Genomic DNA, 15744 nt, shown 5'->3' with positions numbered 1-15744 from the left:
ATTTTATTGATTGACAACTTTAAAACGTGCAAACTTCAACAGAAGTTGCTTTTCTCCAACATTACGGAAACGTACTGTAGCCTTACAGTTATCACCTGTACCTTCCACACGGATTACTTCTCCCAACCCAAAACGTTCGTGTTCTATGGTCTGTCCTACCGATACACCATGCGTAGAAGCGGAAGAGGATACCGAAGTGCCTGCAGTCGGTATTTTTCTTAATGTACGGGAAGGTGCAGGTTTTACAAAACGACGGGGTTCCTGAGGTATTTCGCCTCCATCGAACATGGAAGGTGCATGACGGTCGATATACCGCCCTTCCCTTTCCTCACGGTGTGCAGAAAACAGATTATCCTGCCGGAAACGAGTAGCCCCCTCGTCTACTTTACGTGCAATCGCTTCTCCTTGCGGCAAATTCAGATAACGGGAATCTATATCACTCAGAAAGCGACTTGGATTACAAAACTCCATTTTACCATACTTAAAGCGGCTTTTGGCATACGACAGGAAGCAATGTTCTTCGGCCCGGGTAATGGCGACATAAAACAAACGGCGTTCTTCTTCCAGTGCTTTATATGACGAACCGGACATCAGACTCGGAAATAAGTTTTCCTCCAGACCTACCACAAATACATTCTTAAACTCCAATCCTTTGGCAGAATGAATCGTCATCAATGTAATTTGAGGGACGTATTCATCTTTATTGTTGTCCTGATCGGTAAGCAAGGCAATTTCAGAAAGATAGTCCTGCAACAAAATATGCTCGTTTCCTTCTTCCTGACGGGTAGCACAAAAATCGTGCATACCATTCACCAATTCTTCTATATTTTCCTGACGGCTTAAATTCTCCGGTGAACGGTCCTGATAAATCTCACTGATAATACCCGACTGACGCACGATTTCACCTCCCAGTTCATAGGCAGTTTTAGAAGTTGCAGCTTCTACAAATCCTGCTATCAAATCGCGGAATCCCTGCAACTTGGCATGTGTACCTTTATTCAAACTGACATTATATGATAACGGCTCGCACAACACCGTCCACAGGCTTACCTTATGTATATTGGCAGCATTGACAATTTTTCCCAAAGTAGTATCCCCGATACCACGTGCCGGATAATTAATGACACGTTTTAAGGCTTCTTCATCATTCGGATTAACGGCCAGACGAAAATAAGCAATTACATCTTTTATCTCCTTACGCTGATAAAAAGACAATCCGCCATATACCCGGTAAGGCAAAGCGTGCTTGCGCAACGCTTCTTCAAAAATACGGCTCTGCGCATTGGTACGATACAATACAGCAAAATCATCATACCCATATCCCTCACGAGTGTGAAGTTGAGCAATTTTCCCGGCAACAATCTCCCCTTCTTCCACATCACTATAAGCACTGAAGACAGTAATCGGTTCTCCTGCCTCATTTTTCGAGAACACTTCTTTCCGTATCTGTTCTCTATTTTTCTCAATCAGACTGTTGGCCGCTTTTACAATGGTTTGGGTAGAGCGATAGTTTTGCTCCAATTTGAACAAGCGGGCATCATTATACAGCTGAGTAAATTTCAGGATATTGTCTATATTTGCTCCACGGAAAGAATAAATACTCTGCGCATCATCTCCCACCACGCAAACCTTGCGGTGAATGCCAGTCAACTGCTGCACAATACTATGCTGTGCAAAGTTCGTATCCTGATACTCATCAACCAATACATACTGAAAATGTTCGGCATAACGCCTGCAAATATCCGGATACTGTTTAAACAACAAATAGGTATACAACAGCAAATCATCAAAGTCCATTACATCACTCTGACGGCATCTTTCCCAATAAAACCGATAAATATCACGGACAGCAGGCATCTTCGCAGCTGCATCACTTTCGTATAATTCGGCATTAGCTGCATAAGCATCGGGTAAAATCAGATGATTTTTCGCGTTACTGATACGCGCCTGCACTGTTCCGGGTTTATAGACTTTATCATCCAGATGCATTTCCTTGATGATTGACTTTATCAGACTTTTGGAATCGGAAGAGTCATAAATCGTGAAATTAGATGTAAAGCCTATGCTTTCTGCCTCCGTACGTAATATACGTGAAAAGACAGAATGAAATGTACCCATCCACAAGTAACGTGCCCTTTCCACACCTACCTGGCGAGAAATACGCTCTTTCATTTCACGGGCAGCCTTATTGGTAAATGTAAGAGCCAATATAGAACGGGCATCATAACCACTATCCAGCAAATACGCTATTTTATAAGTCAAGACACGTGTCTTTCCCGACCCTGCACCTGCAATTACCAAAGAAGGTCCTTCGTTATAAAGTACGGCAGCACGCTGACTTTCATTCAGTTCATCCAAATAATTCACCATAAATATTCTGTAGAGATTCTGTTTTCGAGCTTATAAGCCGACAGGGTTGCAATGGTTTTATTTCATCATACTCCTATTTTACTTATAAACCAAGTCTACCTGTTATAAGATTGACCGGTACAAAGATACGCAATTCCAGAAAAATTTTAGATAGCTATGAACAAATCAGGAGACAATATTGTTTACTTTATAAAACAAGCCTAAAATCATCAAACAAGAGTTGCATTAGACATTATTAAGGTTATAGAGAAAGGTTAATTAAAGTAGGTTTAGTTTTCAGAAATCTTCAATTCTATCAGGATAACAATTGAAGTATTTCGAGAGAAAAAGATTGTTCACAAAAAACATCCCGTTGTTTCACTAAGAAAAACACAATTTTCACTAAGAAACAACGGGAATTTTTATGTTTTATCAGTTTTTAAAGCTATGAATAGGAGCCGGTATACGTCCTCCTCGTCCCACAAAAGCATCACAACTAAACGAGTTGACCGGCATAACAGGTGCATATCCAAGTAATCCACCAAACTCTACGGTTTCACCGACTTCTTTTCCTACCACAGGAATGATACGTACCGCTGTTGTTTTCTGATTAATCATACCAATAGCAGCTTCATCGGCAATAATACCCGAAATAGTAGCAGCCGATGTACTTCCCGGTATCGCAATCATATCCAGTCCCACAGAGCAGACACAAGTCATCGCTTCCAGTTTTTCTATAGTCAGTGCTCCGGCTTCTACCGCATCAATCATTCCCTTATCCTCACTGACCGGAATAAATGCACCACTTAATCCTCCTACATAAGAAGAAGCCATTACCCCTCCTTTTTTCACCTGATCGTTCAACAATGCCAGTGCGGCAGTCGTGCCGGGAGCTCCCGGATATTCCAGACCAATTTCCTGCAAAATTTCAGCTACACTATCACCCACAGCCGGAGTTGGCGCCAATGAAAGATCTATAATACCGAAAGGAACACCTAAACGGCGAGATGCTTCCTGTGCAACCAATTGCCCTACACGAGTAATTTTAAATGCAGTACGCTTGATTGTTTCACAAAGCACTTCAAAGCTTTGTCCGCGAATCTGCTCCAATGCATACTTCACAACACCCGGACCACTGACTCCCACATTAATGATAGCATCAGCTTCCGATACCCCATGGAATGCACCTGCCATAAACGGATTATCATCCGGGGCATTGCACAACACTACCAGTTTGGCACATCCCAAAGAATCGCGTTCCTTTGTAGCTTCTGCCGTGTCTTTAATAATTTCACCCATCAGTTTAACAGCATCCATATTGATACCTGTCTTGGTAGAACCGACATTAACAGAACTGCAAATACGTTCCGTGCAAGCCAAAGCCTTCGGAATAGAACGAATCAAAAGTTCATCACTACGAGTCATCCCTTTCGAAACAATCGCCGAGTACCCTCCAATGAAATTCACACCCAACTCTTCCGCCACGCGATCCAATGTCTGTGCAATCTTTACATAATCATCAGGAGTTTTACATGCAGAGCCTCCCACCAATGCGATGGGAGTAATTGAGATACGTTTATTTACAATAGGAATACCAAACTCCTTTGATATCTCTTCTCCTGTACTCACCAACTTTTCTGCATAGCGGAAAATTTTATTGTATATATTCTGACAAAGAACATCCAGATTGCTATCCGCACAATCCAACAGGTTAATCCCCATTGTAATAGTACGTACATCCAGATTTTCCTGTTCAATCATCTTATTGGTTTCAATAACCTCTGAAATATTAATCATACAAGAAAAGTTATAAAATTAAATACGATGCATTTTATTAAAGATTTCTTCACGCTGACACTTAATCTGCACTCCTATCTCATTTCCCAATTCGGCCAGCTCTGCTACAACCTGCTCAAAAGGTTTCTGCATGCGAGTTACATCTACTATCATCATCATGTTAAAATATTCCTGCACGATTGTTTGCGAAATATCCAAAATATTCACCTCATTTTCTGCCAAGTACGTACATACCTTTGCAATGATACCCACCGTATCCTTACCTACAACTGTAATAATCGACTTATTCATATTCATATATTGTTTTGTATTGTTTTTGTCAATAACAAAGGTACATATTTTCATATAAAAAATCCCATAATACTCTTTTCTTCAAAAAAAAGTGGCCAAAGTTTTGCATATTCAAAAATAATCCCTACCTTTGCATCGCTTTTGAGAAACAAAGCATCCTTCACAAGGATTTTGGAGAGGTGGCAGAGTGGTCGATTGCGGCGGTCTTGAAAACCGTTGTACCGCGAGGTACCCGGGGTTCGAATCCCTGTCTCTCCGCTATCCGTTGAAAACGGAAAATCATAACATCGCGGAGTGGAGCAGTTGGTAGCTCGTTGGGCTCATAACCCAAAGGTCGTCTGTTCGAGTCAGGCCTCCGCAACCAAGCATTACTTTATTAAACATCGCGGAGTGGAGCAGTTGGTAGCTCGTTGGGCTCATAACCCAAAGGTCGTCTGTTCGAGTCAGGCCTCCGCAACTAATTTCAAAGAGAAGCCTATCGCTCCTCTTTTTTTTTATTTTATCCGCACCCATCATATACCCTATTTAGGGTATTGCATCCCAATTCACTTTCCACTACTTTTGTTTTCAATATAAAAACATACAGATATGGCACGGATAAAAAAGCAACTGACCGAATTAATCGGACATACTCCATTATTATCACTGGACCGAATCAAACAACATCATCAGGTAGAAGGCAATCTTATAGCCAAACTGGAATTTTTCAACCCGGGAGGTAGCGTAAAAGACCGGATTGCACTGGCCATGATAGAAGACGCCGAACAAAAAGGACTACTCAAACCTGGCGCAACCATCATTGAACCTACAAGCGGAAACACCGGAGTGGGATTAGCATGGGTAGCCACAGTAAAAGGATACAAGACTATTCTCACCATGCCGGAAACAATGAGTATCGAACGCCAGAATCTGCTCAAAGCCATGGGGGCTGAGCTTGTACTGACCGCAGGAGAAAAAGGAATGAACGGAGCAATAGAAAAAGCCAACGAGCTTCATCAGCACACCCCCAACTCTATCATTCTACAACAATTTGAAAATCCTGCCAATCCTCAGGCACACACAGCTACTACAGCGCAAGAAATATGGCAGGACACAGACGGAAAGATTGATATCTTTATCGCAGGAGTGGGAACCGGAGGTACCTTAAGCGGAACCGGACTTGGACTCAAACAGCACAATCCTCACATAAAAATCATCGGAGTAGAACCTGACTCATCAGCCGTATTATCCGGAGACAAACCAGGACCACATAAAATACAAGGCATCGGAGCAGGCTTTATCCCCGACACTTATCATTCTGAAGTCGTCGACGAAATTATACGTGTAAAAGATGATGACGCTATCCGCACCGGAAGAGAATTATCTCTGAAAGAAGGACTATTAGTAGGAATTTCATCCGGAGCTGCCACATACGCCGCCATACAAGTTGCCTCCCGCCCCGAAAACAAGAATAAAAATATTGTCGTACTGCTTCCCGACACAGGAGAACGATATCTGTCAACCGTATTATATGCATTCAAAGAATACCCACTTTAATAACCCAAAAAACAAATACAACTTATGGATTTAAACAAACTACACTTCGAAACCCTCCAGCTTCATGCCGGCCAGGAACAGGCAGACCCTACCACCGATGCCCGCGCCGTACCCATCTACCAAACAACCTCATACGTATTCCACAATTCCGCCGATGCAGCAGCACGCTTTGCCCTGCAACAACCCGGCAATATATATGGAAGACTGACTAACCCCACTCAGGATGTGCTCGAAAAGCGCATAGCTACCCTAGAAGGAGGAATTGCCGCACTGGCTGTAGCCTCTGGAGCAGCCGCCATCGCCTATGCATTCCAGAACATCACCCAGACAGGCGATCACATTGTAGCCGCAAAAACCATCTATGGAGGTACATACAATCTTCTGGCACACACCCTTCCCACATCAGGGATACATACCACTTTCGTAGACCCAGAGCGCATCGAGAATTTTGAAGAAGCTATCCAGACAAACACCAAGCTTATCTTTATCGAAACCTTAGGCAATCCCAATTCAAACCTCATCGACATCGAAAAGGTAGCAGACATTGCACACCGTCACCACATTCCTCTCATCATCGATAATACGTTTGGAACTCCTTATCTGATTCGTCCCATTGAATACGGAGCAGACATCGTAGTACATTCGGCTACCAAATTCATCGGAGGACATGGTACAAGTCTAGGAGGCGTTATTGTCGACTCAGGAAAATTCGACTGGAAAGCATCCGGCAAATTCCCGCAACTTACCGAAGCAGACCCTTGCTACCACGGACTTAAGTTTACCGAAGTAGCCGGAGCTGCCGCATTCGTAACCCGCATACGCGCCATTCTGCTTCGCGATACAGGAGCTGCCATCAGCCCATTCAATGCATTTCTATTGCTACAAGGACTGGAAACACTTTCACTTCGTGTAGAACGGCATGTAGAAAATGTATTGAAGATAGTAGAATACCTGAACCAGCATCCAAAGATAGAAGCCGTACACCATCCGTCTCTCCCCAACCATCCTAATCACGGATTATACCAACAGTATTTTCCCAAAGGAGGGGGATCGATTTTTACCATCGACATAAAAGGAGGAAGCACAGAAGCACAAAAATTCATCGACAGCCTGCAGATATTCTCCCTTCTTGCCAATGTAGCCGACATGAAATCGTTGGCCATACACCCGGCCAGCACTACACACTCGCAACTCAACGAGCAGGAGTTAAAAGAACAGCACATCCTCCCCGGAACCGTACGTCTGTCAATAGGAACCGAACACATAGACGATCTGATAGCCGATCTGACACAGGCCCTCGATCAGATATAATACTCCACTATATCTACAAGTCCCGCACGAAGCGCATAACGAATCGCTTCGTGCGCATTGTTTACACAAAGCTTACGAAAGATATTCTTACGATGTGTCATCACCGTATACACGCTAAGAAAACGTTCTGAAGCAATTTCCTTTGTCGATTTCCCCAAAGCCATTGCCCGAAGAATCTCTTTCTCGGTCGATGTCAAAGGCAAGACTTCTTCCTTTACCTTTTCTTTTGCATACAACCAGGAAGACACTTTCTCACAGACAAACAATCTGCCTTCCGAAGCCGCCGCAAAACATGCCTTTATCTCCTCCAAAGAAGAATCTTTCAGTAGCACACTGAATCCCTCCCTGCCACACACCATGCGGCGCACAAAATCTTCACTAAGAGAATCACTGAAAAGAATAAAATGAATACCAGAAAAACGTTCCTTTAATACAAACAACTGTTCAGCCGTACAATCAAACAAAGTATAGTCGAGCACTACCACCGCATCCCTGTTTTCCAACAAAGCTTCCGACAGCTCTTTCTCACTAAAAACACGCAGTCCCTTCCCTGCACCAAATCCGTGCAGTTGCCATACAGTTTCTATTCCAATGCAAGTCACATCCTGATTATCGGCCAACACCAACGTCTTCATAAAAGTATATCTGGTAATATGTTTCTTTCAAGAAAACAACGCCAGCATAAAAAATGTTCCGAACCAAACAGATAAAAAAGAAAAGCCTCGCAAATGCGAGGCTTATTGGAAGTGGGCGTTGACGGATTCGAACCGCCGACCCTCTGCTTGTAAGGCAGATGCTCTGAACCAGCTGAGCTAAACGCCCGAAAGGGAAATTCGATCAATAAGTTCTTTTTGGTGGGCGTTGACGGATTCGAACCGCCGACCCTCTGCTTGTAAGGCAGATGCTCTGAACCAGCTGAGCTAAACGCCCAAAAAGGCTTTCGAGAATCGATTTCATATCGGAGTGGGCGTTGACGGATTCGAACCGCCGACCCTCTGCTTGTAAGGCAGATGCTCTGAACCAGCTGAGCTAAACGCCCGTTGTATCGTTCTCGATTGCGGTTGCAAAGGTACAGCTTTATTTTAAACCTGCAAACATTTCCTGCACTTTTTTTCATAAAAAATTTCATCTTTCTTTCGCAGACAAATATAACATTCTTATTTTCAGCGACTAACCCTTATTCACAAAATCAAAAAAAATTCAGCCCTCAATACAGTAACACACACATACCCTTGCCTCCCATCACAAAAATACCATCCATATCCATAAAACAAAATGTTCAATCCTACCCTTATCAACCCCAATAATCGGTCTTTCTTCTCAGTCCGTCCGGTCGTTTTTGTTTTAGGACAAATATTATTTCTATAAAGTTACCTACTTTTGCCCCACTAAAAACATAACTACAAAATCATTCAAATATCATGTCACACATTTCTTCAGCAGCTTTTACCGATACAAAGCCACACTACGAACTTCTCAACGGACTACGAGGAGTAGCAGCATTACTAGTCGTATTTTACCATATTTTCGAAGGTCTTTCCTTTGCTGCCGGAGGTACATTGATTACCACCATCAATCACGGCTATCTGGCAGTCGACTTTTTCTTCATTCTTTCGGGATTTGTCATCGGCTATGCCTACGATGACCGTTGGAAAAGAAACATGACATTAGGCAACTTCTTTACACGCCGCCTGATTCGCCTTCACCCCATGATTATTATGGGAACAATCATTGGAGCTATCACTTTTTGCATTCAAGGCTCTGTACAGTGGGATGGAAGCCACGTTGCTACCTCAGCCGTTATGCTTGCCCTGCTGGCCGCCATGTTCTTTATTCCGGCTTATCCGGGAGCGGGCTACGACGTACGGGGAAATGGAGAAATGTTCTCTCTGAACGGTCCCAGCTGGTCTCTGTTTTTCGAATACATTGGAAATATCCTGTATGCCTTATTCATCCATCGTCTTTCCAACAGGGGACTGGCTATACTGGTCGCCCTTTCAGGTATCGGACTGGCCTGGTTTGCACTCTTCGACATTGTAGGATACGGCATGCTGGGAGTAGGATGGACACTCGATGGTGCAAACTTCTGGGGAGGCATGCTGCGTATGCTCTTTCCGTTTTCACTGGGTATGTTACTGTCCCGACACTTCCGCCCCATAAAAGCAAGAGGAGCTTTCTGGATTTGCTCGGCCGCATTGCTGATACTGTTTTGCGTGCCCTATATAGAAGGAAAATCACCGGTCTGCTTGAACGGAGTATACGAGTTGATTTGTATCGCTCTTATCTTTCCTGCATTGGTTTGGATAGCCGCCTCCGGTAAAACTACAGACAAACAGTCTACACGCATCTGCCGTTTTTTAGGCGACATCTCTTTCCCTCTGTATGCCATTCACTATCCGCTGATGTACCTGTTCTATGCATGGCTGATAAAAAACAAGCTTTATACATTTACAGAATGCTGGCAAATGGCCGCCCTTGTATACACAGGAAGCATCCTGCTGGCCTATCTGTGCTTGAAGTGTTACGACGAACCTGTCAGAAAATGGCTTAGCCGTAAGTTCTTATCCAAAAACAAGTAATCTGTGCTCCATTCTATCCATGCTCTGCCGGATTTCAGTCCACCACAATATAGGGCATGGATAGAATTTCCAGCGACTGATAAAACCCGCTCCAACTGACAAAATGTAAAAAAGGAACAACTCCCCCAACGGAGAAAAAGATAATAACAAAATGTCAAATCAGAGGCTTCTACACGGCGCTATTCGTCTCCTCACTCAGAAGTCATAAGAAATTTGCCCGTTTTCCGGCATTTGAAAAATTCACAAAGAAAGAGAATGCAGACATTTTCATCCTATTTTCCTACAAACAGCTCTACCCTTTTACAATATGCCTCCAATAAACATTATCCTGAGTCTTTTTATCTTTTTTCAAACGAAGAATATTTTTCTCATAAAAAGGACTGAATAGCCACAAAAACAACATTAAAACCGGATTCTATTCGCAACTGCAAACGTGATTAGTCGCGTAAGGCAACGCGATTAGTCACACAACCTGTCGATACTTGTATCATCAGCCCACAATACAAGTACTTTTATCTTCGATTACAAGTCTCTAATTTATGTTGTACAACAGAATACTCCGCATATTTTCTCTGTTTATACTCCCAAATTCCATTCGTGAGCATAAGTTTTGAGCAAAACACGAGTTAGCACAAAAGGCTTTTTCTTTTATTTTTATTATCAAAACAAGAAAAATCACATCGATTTGTCAACCTGAAATTTCAAGACAAATCAGTAAAATCAGTCATCCTTCGAAAGGCACAAACAGGGATATAAATAAAAATAGGCTGCTCTCGTTAAGAGAACAGCCTATATTAGTTTGTCATAAGACGATTATCGATTATTCCAAGCTGATAGCTTCAGAAGGACATACATCTGCACATGTTCCACATTCTGTACACATTTCTGGGTTGATAGAGTATTTATCACCTTCAGAAATTGCGCTAACCGGACATTCATCGATACAAGTACCGCAAGCGATACAATCGTCACTAATTACGTAAGCCATTGTAGTAAAAGTTAAGTTATTATAGTAGTACTAATTCGTTATTGCAAAGGTAAACAATTTAGCTTATGTTGTAACCTCCACATAGCAAAAACTACTATATTTATACTTATTCTAAATAAACTCATTTCTTTAAAGACTGATACATTGCCTGTTGCATACGAGGACGAATATTCAGTTTCATCAAAAGATTCCGTCCAAAAGCTTCCGGATAAATACGATTGCTAAGAAAAACAAAGACCAGATTATTATCCGGATCGGCCCATGCACACGTACCGGTAAATCCGGTATGACCAAACACAGTTGCGGGAGCTTCTGCCGCACAAGGACTGGCCTCTGCATCCTTTACATCCGGTTTGTCGAATCCCAAACCTCTCCGGCTATTCTTCGACTTCATCGTCATAAACAAATCGCAAGTATTACGGCTTAAATACCGACGGTCGCCGTAAATTCCCCGATCTATTATCATCTGAAAAATGGCAGCTACCTCACGTGCCGTAGAAAAGAGACCGGCATTGCCGGAAACTCCTCCCAACAAGGCTGTAGCCTCATCGTGTACATATCCTTGCAATACACCGCCACGCAAAAAATCTTCTGCCACAGAGGGAACAACCTCGTCTTTTTTAAAGCGGGCCAGAGGATTATAAAGTGTATGGGGCAGCCCCATGGGTTTATAAAATACACTGTCCAAATAACTGTCCATCGGCATTCCCGATATATTTTCAACCATTTCTTTCAGCAGCATAAAATTCAAGCAACTATAACGGTATGAACGATTTTTGAGAGGAGCATCTGCCAATTCTTTCAGAACTACATTCCGAAATTCTTTCTTTATAAACAAGCTGTCGGCTATCTGCAAAGGATAGTCTGTAGAATACGTTCTGGAAATCCATTCCGGCTTATACTTATAATCGGTAGAGATATACAAGCTGGAAGCAATCTGTATCCGATGAGCGCTATCCTTCTTTTTGGAATAAAACCCGCCTTTGCAACTTTCCTTATCAATTACTTCCATATAAAAAGGTAAATAAGAAGGTAGTCCGGATTCATGATACAACAACTCCTGTACAGTAATATTCTGCTTGTCGGTGCCTGCAAGCTGAGGTACATAACGGCTGATTTTATCGGTCAGACCAAATCTTCCTTCATCATACAACTTCATCACAGCAAGCAAAGTCCCCGTAGCCTTACTCAATGAGGCCAGATCGTACAAATCATTTTCTGTGACCGGACTTGAAGCTTCGTCATAAGTAAAATGTCCGAAACATTTATTATAAACAGGATATCCCTCTTTCTGTATCAGTACATGACAACCCGGAAAAGCACCTGCACGGATTCCTTCTTGTGCAATACTATCAATAGACGACAAAACACGGGAATCCAATCCAAAATCTTCAGGCTTAAAGCGGCGTGGACGATCCGGGTCAAGGATTATTCCGGTACCTGCTGCCCAAAGTCCTGACACACCCACCGACAAGCGTCCGTCGATACAAGTCTTTCCTGTTATTGCATCTGCTACATATCGCTGCACTGATGGAGTATCCGTATGAGCCAACACTACAGCCGCAACCTTTTTCATTACCGACGGAATTTTCTCCAATGATTTCTGAGAGGTAAAACAAACAAAAACCACATTTTTTTCTCCGGCAATTTCCTTTATCAAACGAGCATAAGGGGTACAATCTTTCTCATACAAGGCTACAATTACTCGTTGTGCAGCCCGAAGTTTCTGACGAATAACCGACAAGGAATCCGTATTGGCCCGCATCCAGCTAAGGTCTACCGTTTCGCGCAACCGTTGATAAAAAGGAGCAGATTTTGTCAGCGAAGAAGACACACTCAACAAAACCGTTCCGGATAACGACAAGTCTAAGGGCAGCACATAATCTGAATCTTTCAGCAAGGTCACCGCTGCCTTATCCAAATCCTTCATCAACTTTTCCGTATTATCAGTATAAAGACGCTTTCTTAACCCTTCGGTACGAATTTCCGGACGAGTGTTCATACCCAAGGCATATTTATAAGTCAACACCTTGCGGCATTTCTGATTGATTGTTTCTTCGGATAATTTCCCGCTTCGGATAGCAGCCAGTACACCGTCCAATTCCCTCTTCAGATTACGGGTAGCAAGCAACATATCGTTGCCGGCAATCAAAGCTTGTGCACAGAGATCCGTACTTCCGGAGATGCCTTTCATAGCCAGTGCATCGGTAAATGTCAAACCGGAGAATTTCAGTTCGCCTTGTAACACTCCCCGCACAATATCCGGTGAAACCGATGCGGGCTTTTTCCCCAATGCCGGCACATTCAAATGCCCGGTCATCATTCCACTGATACCGGCATTTATCGCCTGTCTGAAAGGCAAAAGTTCCACACTGTCCAAACGGGCACGGTCGAAATTCAACACCGGAAGTGCATGATGCGAATCGACTTCAGTATCTCCATGACCAGGAAAATGCTTGCATACAGCCATCACTCCTCCATCTTCCAAACCTCGTGAATAAGCAATCACCTTCCGTGCTACTTCCTGAGGTATGCTTCCAAACGAACGGGTATTGATTACCGGATTCTTCGGATTGTTATCCACATCGGCTACCGGAGCAAAATTCACACATACCCCAATCTCGCGCAACTGACGGGCTACTTCCTGCCCATAACGATACAGCAAGGTATCACTCTGTATACATCCTAATATCCGGTTTCTCGGGAAAGCAGGAAACTCTTTCAACCGCATGGCCAGTCCCCATTCCCCATCGAAAGTTATCATCAAGGGAACTTTAGCCATTTGCTGTGCCCAGTTTGTAAGCTGCACCTGTTTATCGAGTGTACCCCCGGAAAACAGAAGTCCTCCCACGGCATATTCTTTCACTGCCTGCGCTATATTCTCCTTATTCTTTTGCGTAGTAACCGGAGCTACCGTATGGATAAACAGTTGCCCGATTTTCTGTTTCAGAGTCATTCCGGCAAGCTGCTCCTCTACCCATTTGTTACAAGCAACCGTATCTTTTATATGGCTCAATATGCCTGTTGTCTGTGCAGACAAAGCCATACCTATACACAAAAGCCATATACTACATATAAATCGTCTGTTCATTTATTTTTCTTTCTCAAGTTTCAACACTACTTTACCTACAAAGGCTGCATTCTTGCCCATTTGCTGCAAGGGGATTCGTTCTCCATCCAGATTTTCATAAAACTCCGGTTTTTCAAAATAAGAATGAGAATGTCCTCCCAATACCAAATCAATATAACGAGTGTTTTCTATCAGAGAGATATCCGAATAAGGATCGTCTTTCCATCCCAGATGAGAAAGACAGATAACCAAATCGCAATGTTCTTTTTCTTTCAAAAAGACAGCCACACGCTGAGCCTCCGAAACAGGGTCTTCGAACTTCACATCACCATAGCATTCGGCAGCAACCAATCCTTCCAGTTGAGGACCAAGACCGAAGACTCCAATCTTCAATCCCTCCCGATTGAGAATCACATATTCCTTTACCAATCCTTCGAGTACGGTACCCGTCACATCATAATTGGCACAAACAATAGGGAAATTAGCCAATTTGAACAAACGGGCCATGTTCTCCAATCCGAAATCAAACTCATGATTGCCTATTGTACCGGCATCATAACCCATCTCGTTCATCAGTTTCACTTCCACCTCTCCCTTAAAGAGATTATAATATGGAGTGCCTTGAGAAAAGTCGCCGGAATCGAACAACAATAAATCAGGGTGTATTCTTCGCTGCTCCTTTATAAAAGTAGCCCGACGTACCAATCCGCCTTTTCCAGCCAACAACGTATCCTGATAATCTTGCGGGAAGGCTTCTACCCTGCTATGCATATCATTGGTATGAAAAACATATACTTCTTTAGTCTTCTGTGCCGTTGCAACAACAGCAAACAGGAAAAACAATGCGGTCAAATAAATTCTTTTCATCTTTATACCCTCCTTTACTATTGTTCCACAATACGTCCTTCAACTTTTGCACGTACAGGCTTTCCCTGTTTCTCACAACGCTTTACATAATCAATAAACAAATCACGCAAAATGGCATCGGAAGGAATTGTCTTGTTTACAGCTTTTTTAAATGCTTCCAAACGATCGTTTCCTTCAGCAAGATAATCAATAGTAGCCACTTTATACAGTTTTTCAGGCTCGATGTTCCGCCCTCCGACTTTAGCACTCAAGAGCTTTCCATCTTTTGAGATAACCAGTTTTGCTCCACTCAGTCCTTCGCCATGCACGGCTGCCATCTGTCCAAACAACTCCAACAAATCTTCTCCTTTCATTTCTACTACCACCAAGGCATTCTGAAACGGACTTATTTCATAGATGGAACTGACTGTAATAGCTCCTGCATTCAGAATATTACGAATACCTCCCATATTCATCACACCGACTTCAGGAAGCACTCCAGTCTTTATCTCTGCACTTTCACGCAGTACATCCGCAATCAAGTTCGACAGAGGAGACTCCGGACGATACGCTTTCAACACTTCGGGAGCATAACCTATAATAGGAGCCATCACCGCATCTACACTATCTTTATAAGACTTGACAATCTGCAGAGCTGCTTGATCTGCCTGACTGTCATACATGTCAGTCATGGCAACTCTTCCTCCTTCTACTGACACCAAAGAATAACTGGAACTACATGCTGTATTTCCTATCACACAGGCCAGCAAAGCAGACATTGCCACTTGCTTCATACAATTCAGTTTCATACAATATTCATTTTATTTTCAAAAGTAGATAAAAAAAGTAAGCCCTACAACGTTTTATTTCCAAAATATCCCATAAACGTTTGGCTATGTGCCGAAAAATCATTTACTTTGCACCGCTTTCGCGCAATCGCTGTCAAAGAAGAGTTACTTGATATGTTGCGTTGTAAC

General features: G+C 42.9%; 11 protein-coding genes and 6 tRNA genes. 6 read left to right on the top strand and 11 right to left on the bottom strand.

Annotated elements, in window-relative coordinates; genetic code table 11:
• Positions 1 to 3: 3 nt before the first annotated feature.
• The 3 genes from WKU26_RS02355 to WKU26_RS02345 form a co-directional block, all read right to left on the bottom strand.
• A complete protein-coding gene (locus WKU26_RS02355) occupies positions 4 to 2370 on the bottom strand; it encodes an ATP-dependent helicase (RefSeq protein WP_340320771.1) in 2367 nt (788 codons plus the stop codon).
• Between the two features lie 411 nt (positions 2371 to 2781).
• Positions 2782 to 4146, bottom strand: coding sequence for a PFL family protein (locus tag WKU26_RS02350; RefSeq protein ID WP_340320770.1), 1365 nt, complete (start codon positions 4144 to 4146; stop codon positions 2782 to 2784).
• 18 nt (positions 4147 to 4164) lie between these two features.
• A complete protein-coding gene (locus WKU26_RS02345) occupies positions 4165 to 4437 on the bottom strand; it encodes an ACT domain-containing protein (protein WP_178266681.1) in 273 nt (90 codons plus the stop codon).
• A 173-nt stretch (positions 4438 to 4610) separates the two neighbouring features.
• Between WKU26_RS02345 and WKU26_RS02340 the strand changes: the two genes are divergently transcribed.
• The 5 genes from WKU26_RS02340 to WKU26_RS02320 all read left to right on the top strand — a co-directional run bounded on the left by WKU26_RS02340 (position 4611) and on the right by WKU26_RS02320 (position 7284).
• A tRNA-Ser gene (locus WKU26_RS02340) sits at positions 4611 to 4695 on the top strand.
• A gap of 30 nt (positions 4696 to 4725) precedes the next feature.
• A tRNA-Met gene (locus tag WKU26_RS02335) sits at positions 4726 to 4801 on the top strand.
• Positions 4802 to 4821: 20 nt separating this feature from the next.
• Positions 4822 to 4894 (top strand) — tRNA-Met (locus tag WKU26_RS02330).
• A 131-nt stretch (positions 4895 to 5025) separates the two neighbouring features.
• Positions 5026 to 5973 carry a cysteine synthase A gene (cysK, locus tag WKU26_RS02325; RefSeq protein WP_340320769.1) on the top strand — a complete coding sequence of 316 codons (948 nt, stop codon included), beginning with the start codon at positions 5026 to 5028 and terminating at the stop codon, positions 5971 to 5973.
• Between the two features lie 24 nt (positions 5974 to 5997).
• Complete coding sequence (locus WKU26_RS02320) at positions 5998 to 7284, top strand: O-acetylhomoserine aminocarboxypropyltransferase/cysteine synthase family protein (RefSeq protein WP_340320768.1); 1287 nt, start codon at positions 5998 to 6000, stop codon at positions 7282 to 7284.
• Here WKU26_RS02320 and WKU26_RS02315 read toward each other — a convergent pair.
• From WKU26_RS02315 to WKU26_RS02300, 4 genes are all read right to left on the bottom strand, one after another.
• Complete coding sequence (locus WKU26_RS02315) at positions 7275 to 7919, bottom strand: helix-turn-helix transcriptional regulator (RefSeq protein ID WP_340320767.1); 645 nt, start codon at positions 7917 to 7919, stop codon at positions 7275 to 7277. The genes WKU26_RS02320 and WKU26_RS02315 overlap by 10 nt on opposite strands.
• 112 nt (positions 7920 to 8031) lie before the next feature.
• Positions 8032 to 8106 (bottom strand) — tRNA-Val (locus WKU26_RS02310).
• A gap of 30 nt (positions 8107 to 8136) precedes the next feature.
• Positions 8137 to 8214: transfer RNA gene (locus WKU26_RS02305), tRNA-Val, on the bottom strand.
• A gap of 34 nt (positions 8215 to 8248) precedes the next feature.
• Positions 8249 to 8323, bottom strand: a tRNA-Val gene (locus WKU26_RS02300).
• 382 nt (positions 8324 to 8705) lie between these two features.
• Between WKU26_RS02300 and WKU26_RS02295 the strand changes: the two genes are divergently transcribed.
• Positions 8706 to 9863: an acyltransferase family protein gene (locus WKU26_RS02295; RefSeq protein ID WP_340320766.1), complete on the top strand. Its 1158-nt coding sequence runs from the start codon at positions 8706 to 8708 to the stop codon at positions 9861 to 9863.
• Positions 9864 to 10683: 820 nt separating this feature from the next.
• Here the strand turns inward: WKU26_RS02295 and WKU26_RS02290 are convergent.
• From WKU26_RS02290 to WKU26_RS02275, 4 genes are all read right to left on the bottom strand, one after another.
• Positions 10684 to 10851 carry a 4Fe-4S binding protein gene (locus WKU26_RS02290; protein ID WP_340320765.1) on the bottom strand — a complete coding sequence of 56 codons (168 nt, stop codon included), beginning with the start codon at positions 10849 to 10851 and terminating at the stop codon, positions 10684 to 10686.
• Positions 10852 to 10972: 121 nt separating this feature from the next.
• On the bottom strand, positions 10973 to 13942 hold the full coding sequence (locus WKU26_RS02285) for a glycoside hydrolase family 3 N-terminal domain-containing protein (RefSeq protein ID WP_340320764.1): 2970 nt from the start codon (positions 13940 to 13942) through the stop codon (positions 10973 to 10975).
• Positions 13943 to 14788, bottom strand: coding sequence for a bifunctional metallophosphatase/5'-nucleotidase (locus WKU26_RS02280; RefSeq protein WP_340320763.1), 846 nt, complete (start codon positions 14786 to 14788; stop codon positions 13943 to 13945). It abuts the gene before it with no gap.
• 17 nt (positions 14789 to 14805) lie between these two features.
• On the bottom strand, positions 14806 to 15576 hold the full coding sequence (locus WKU26_RS02275) for a 5'-nucleotidase C-terminal domain-containing protein (RefSeq protein ID WP_340320762.1): 771 nt from the start codon (positions 15574 to 15576) through the stop codon (positions 14806 to 14808).
• Positions 15577 to 15744: the final 168 nt, after the last annotated feature.

Origin of the sequence: Phocaeicola sp. HCN-40430 (genome assembly GCF_037890285.1) — a bacterium.
GTDB lineage: Bacteria > Bacteroidota > Bacteroidia > Bacteroidales > Bacteroidaceae > Phocaeicola > Phocaeicola acetigenes.
This window is presented reverse-complemented; position numbering and strand designations above follow the sequence as displayed.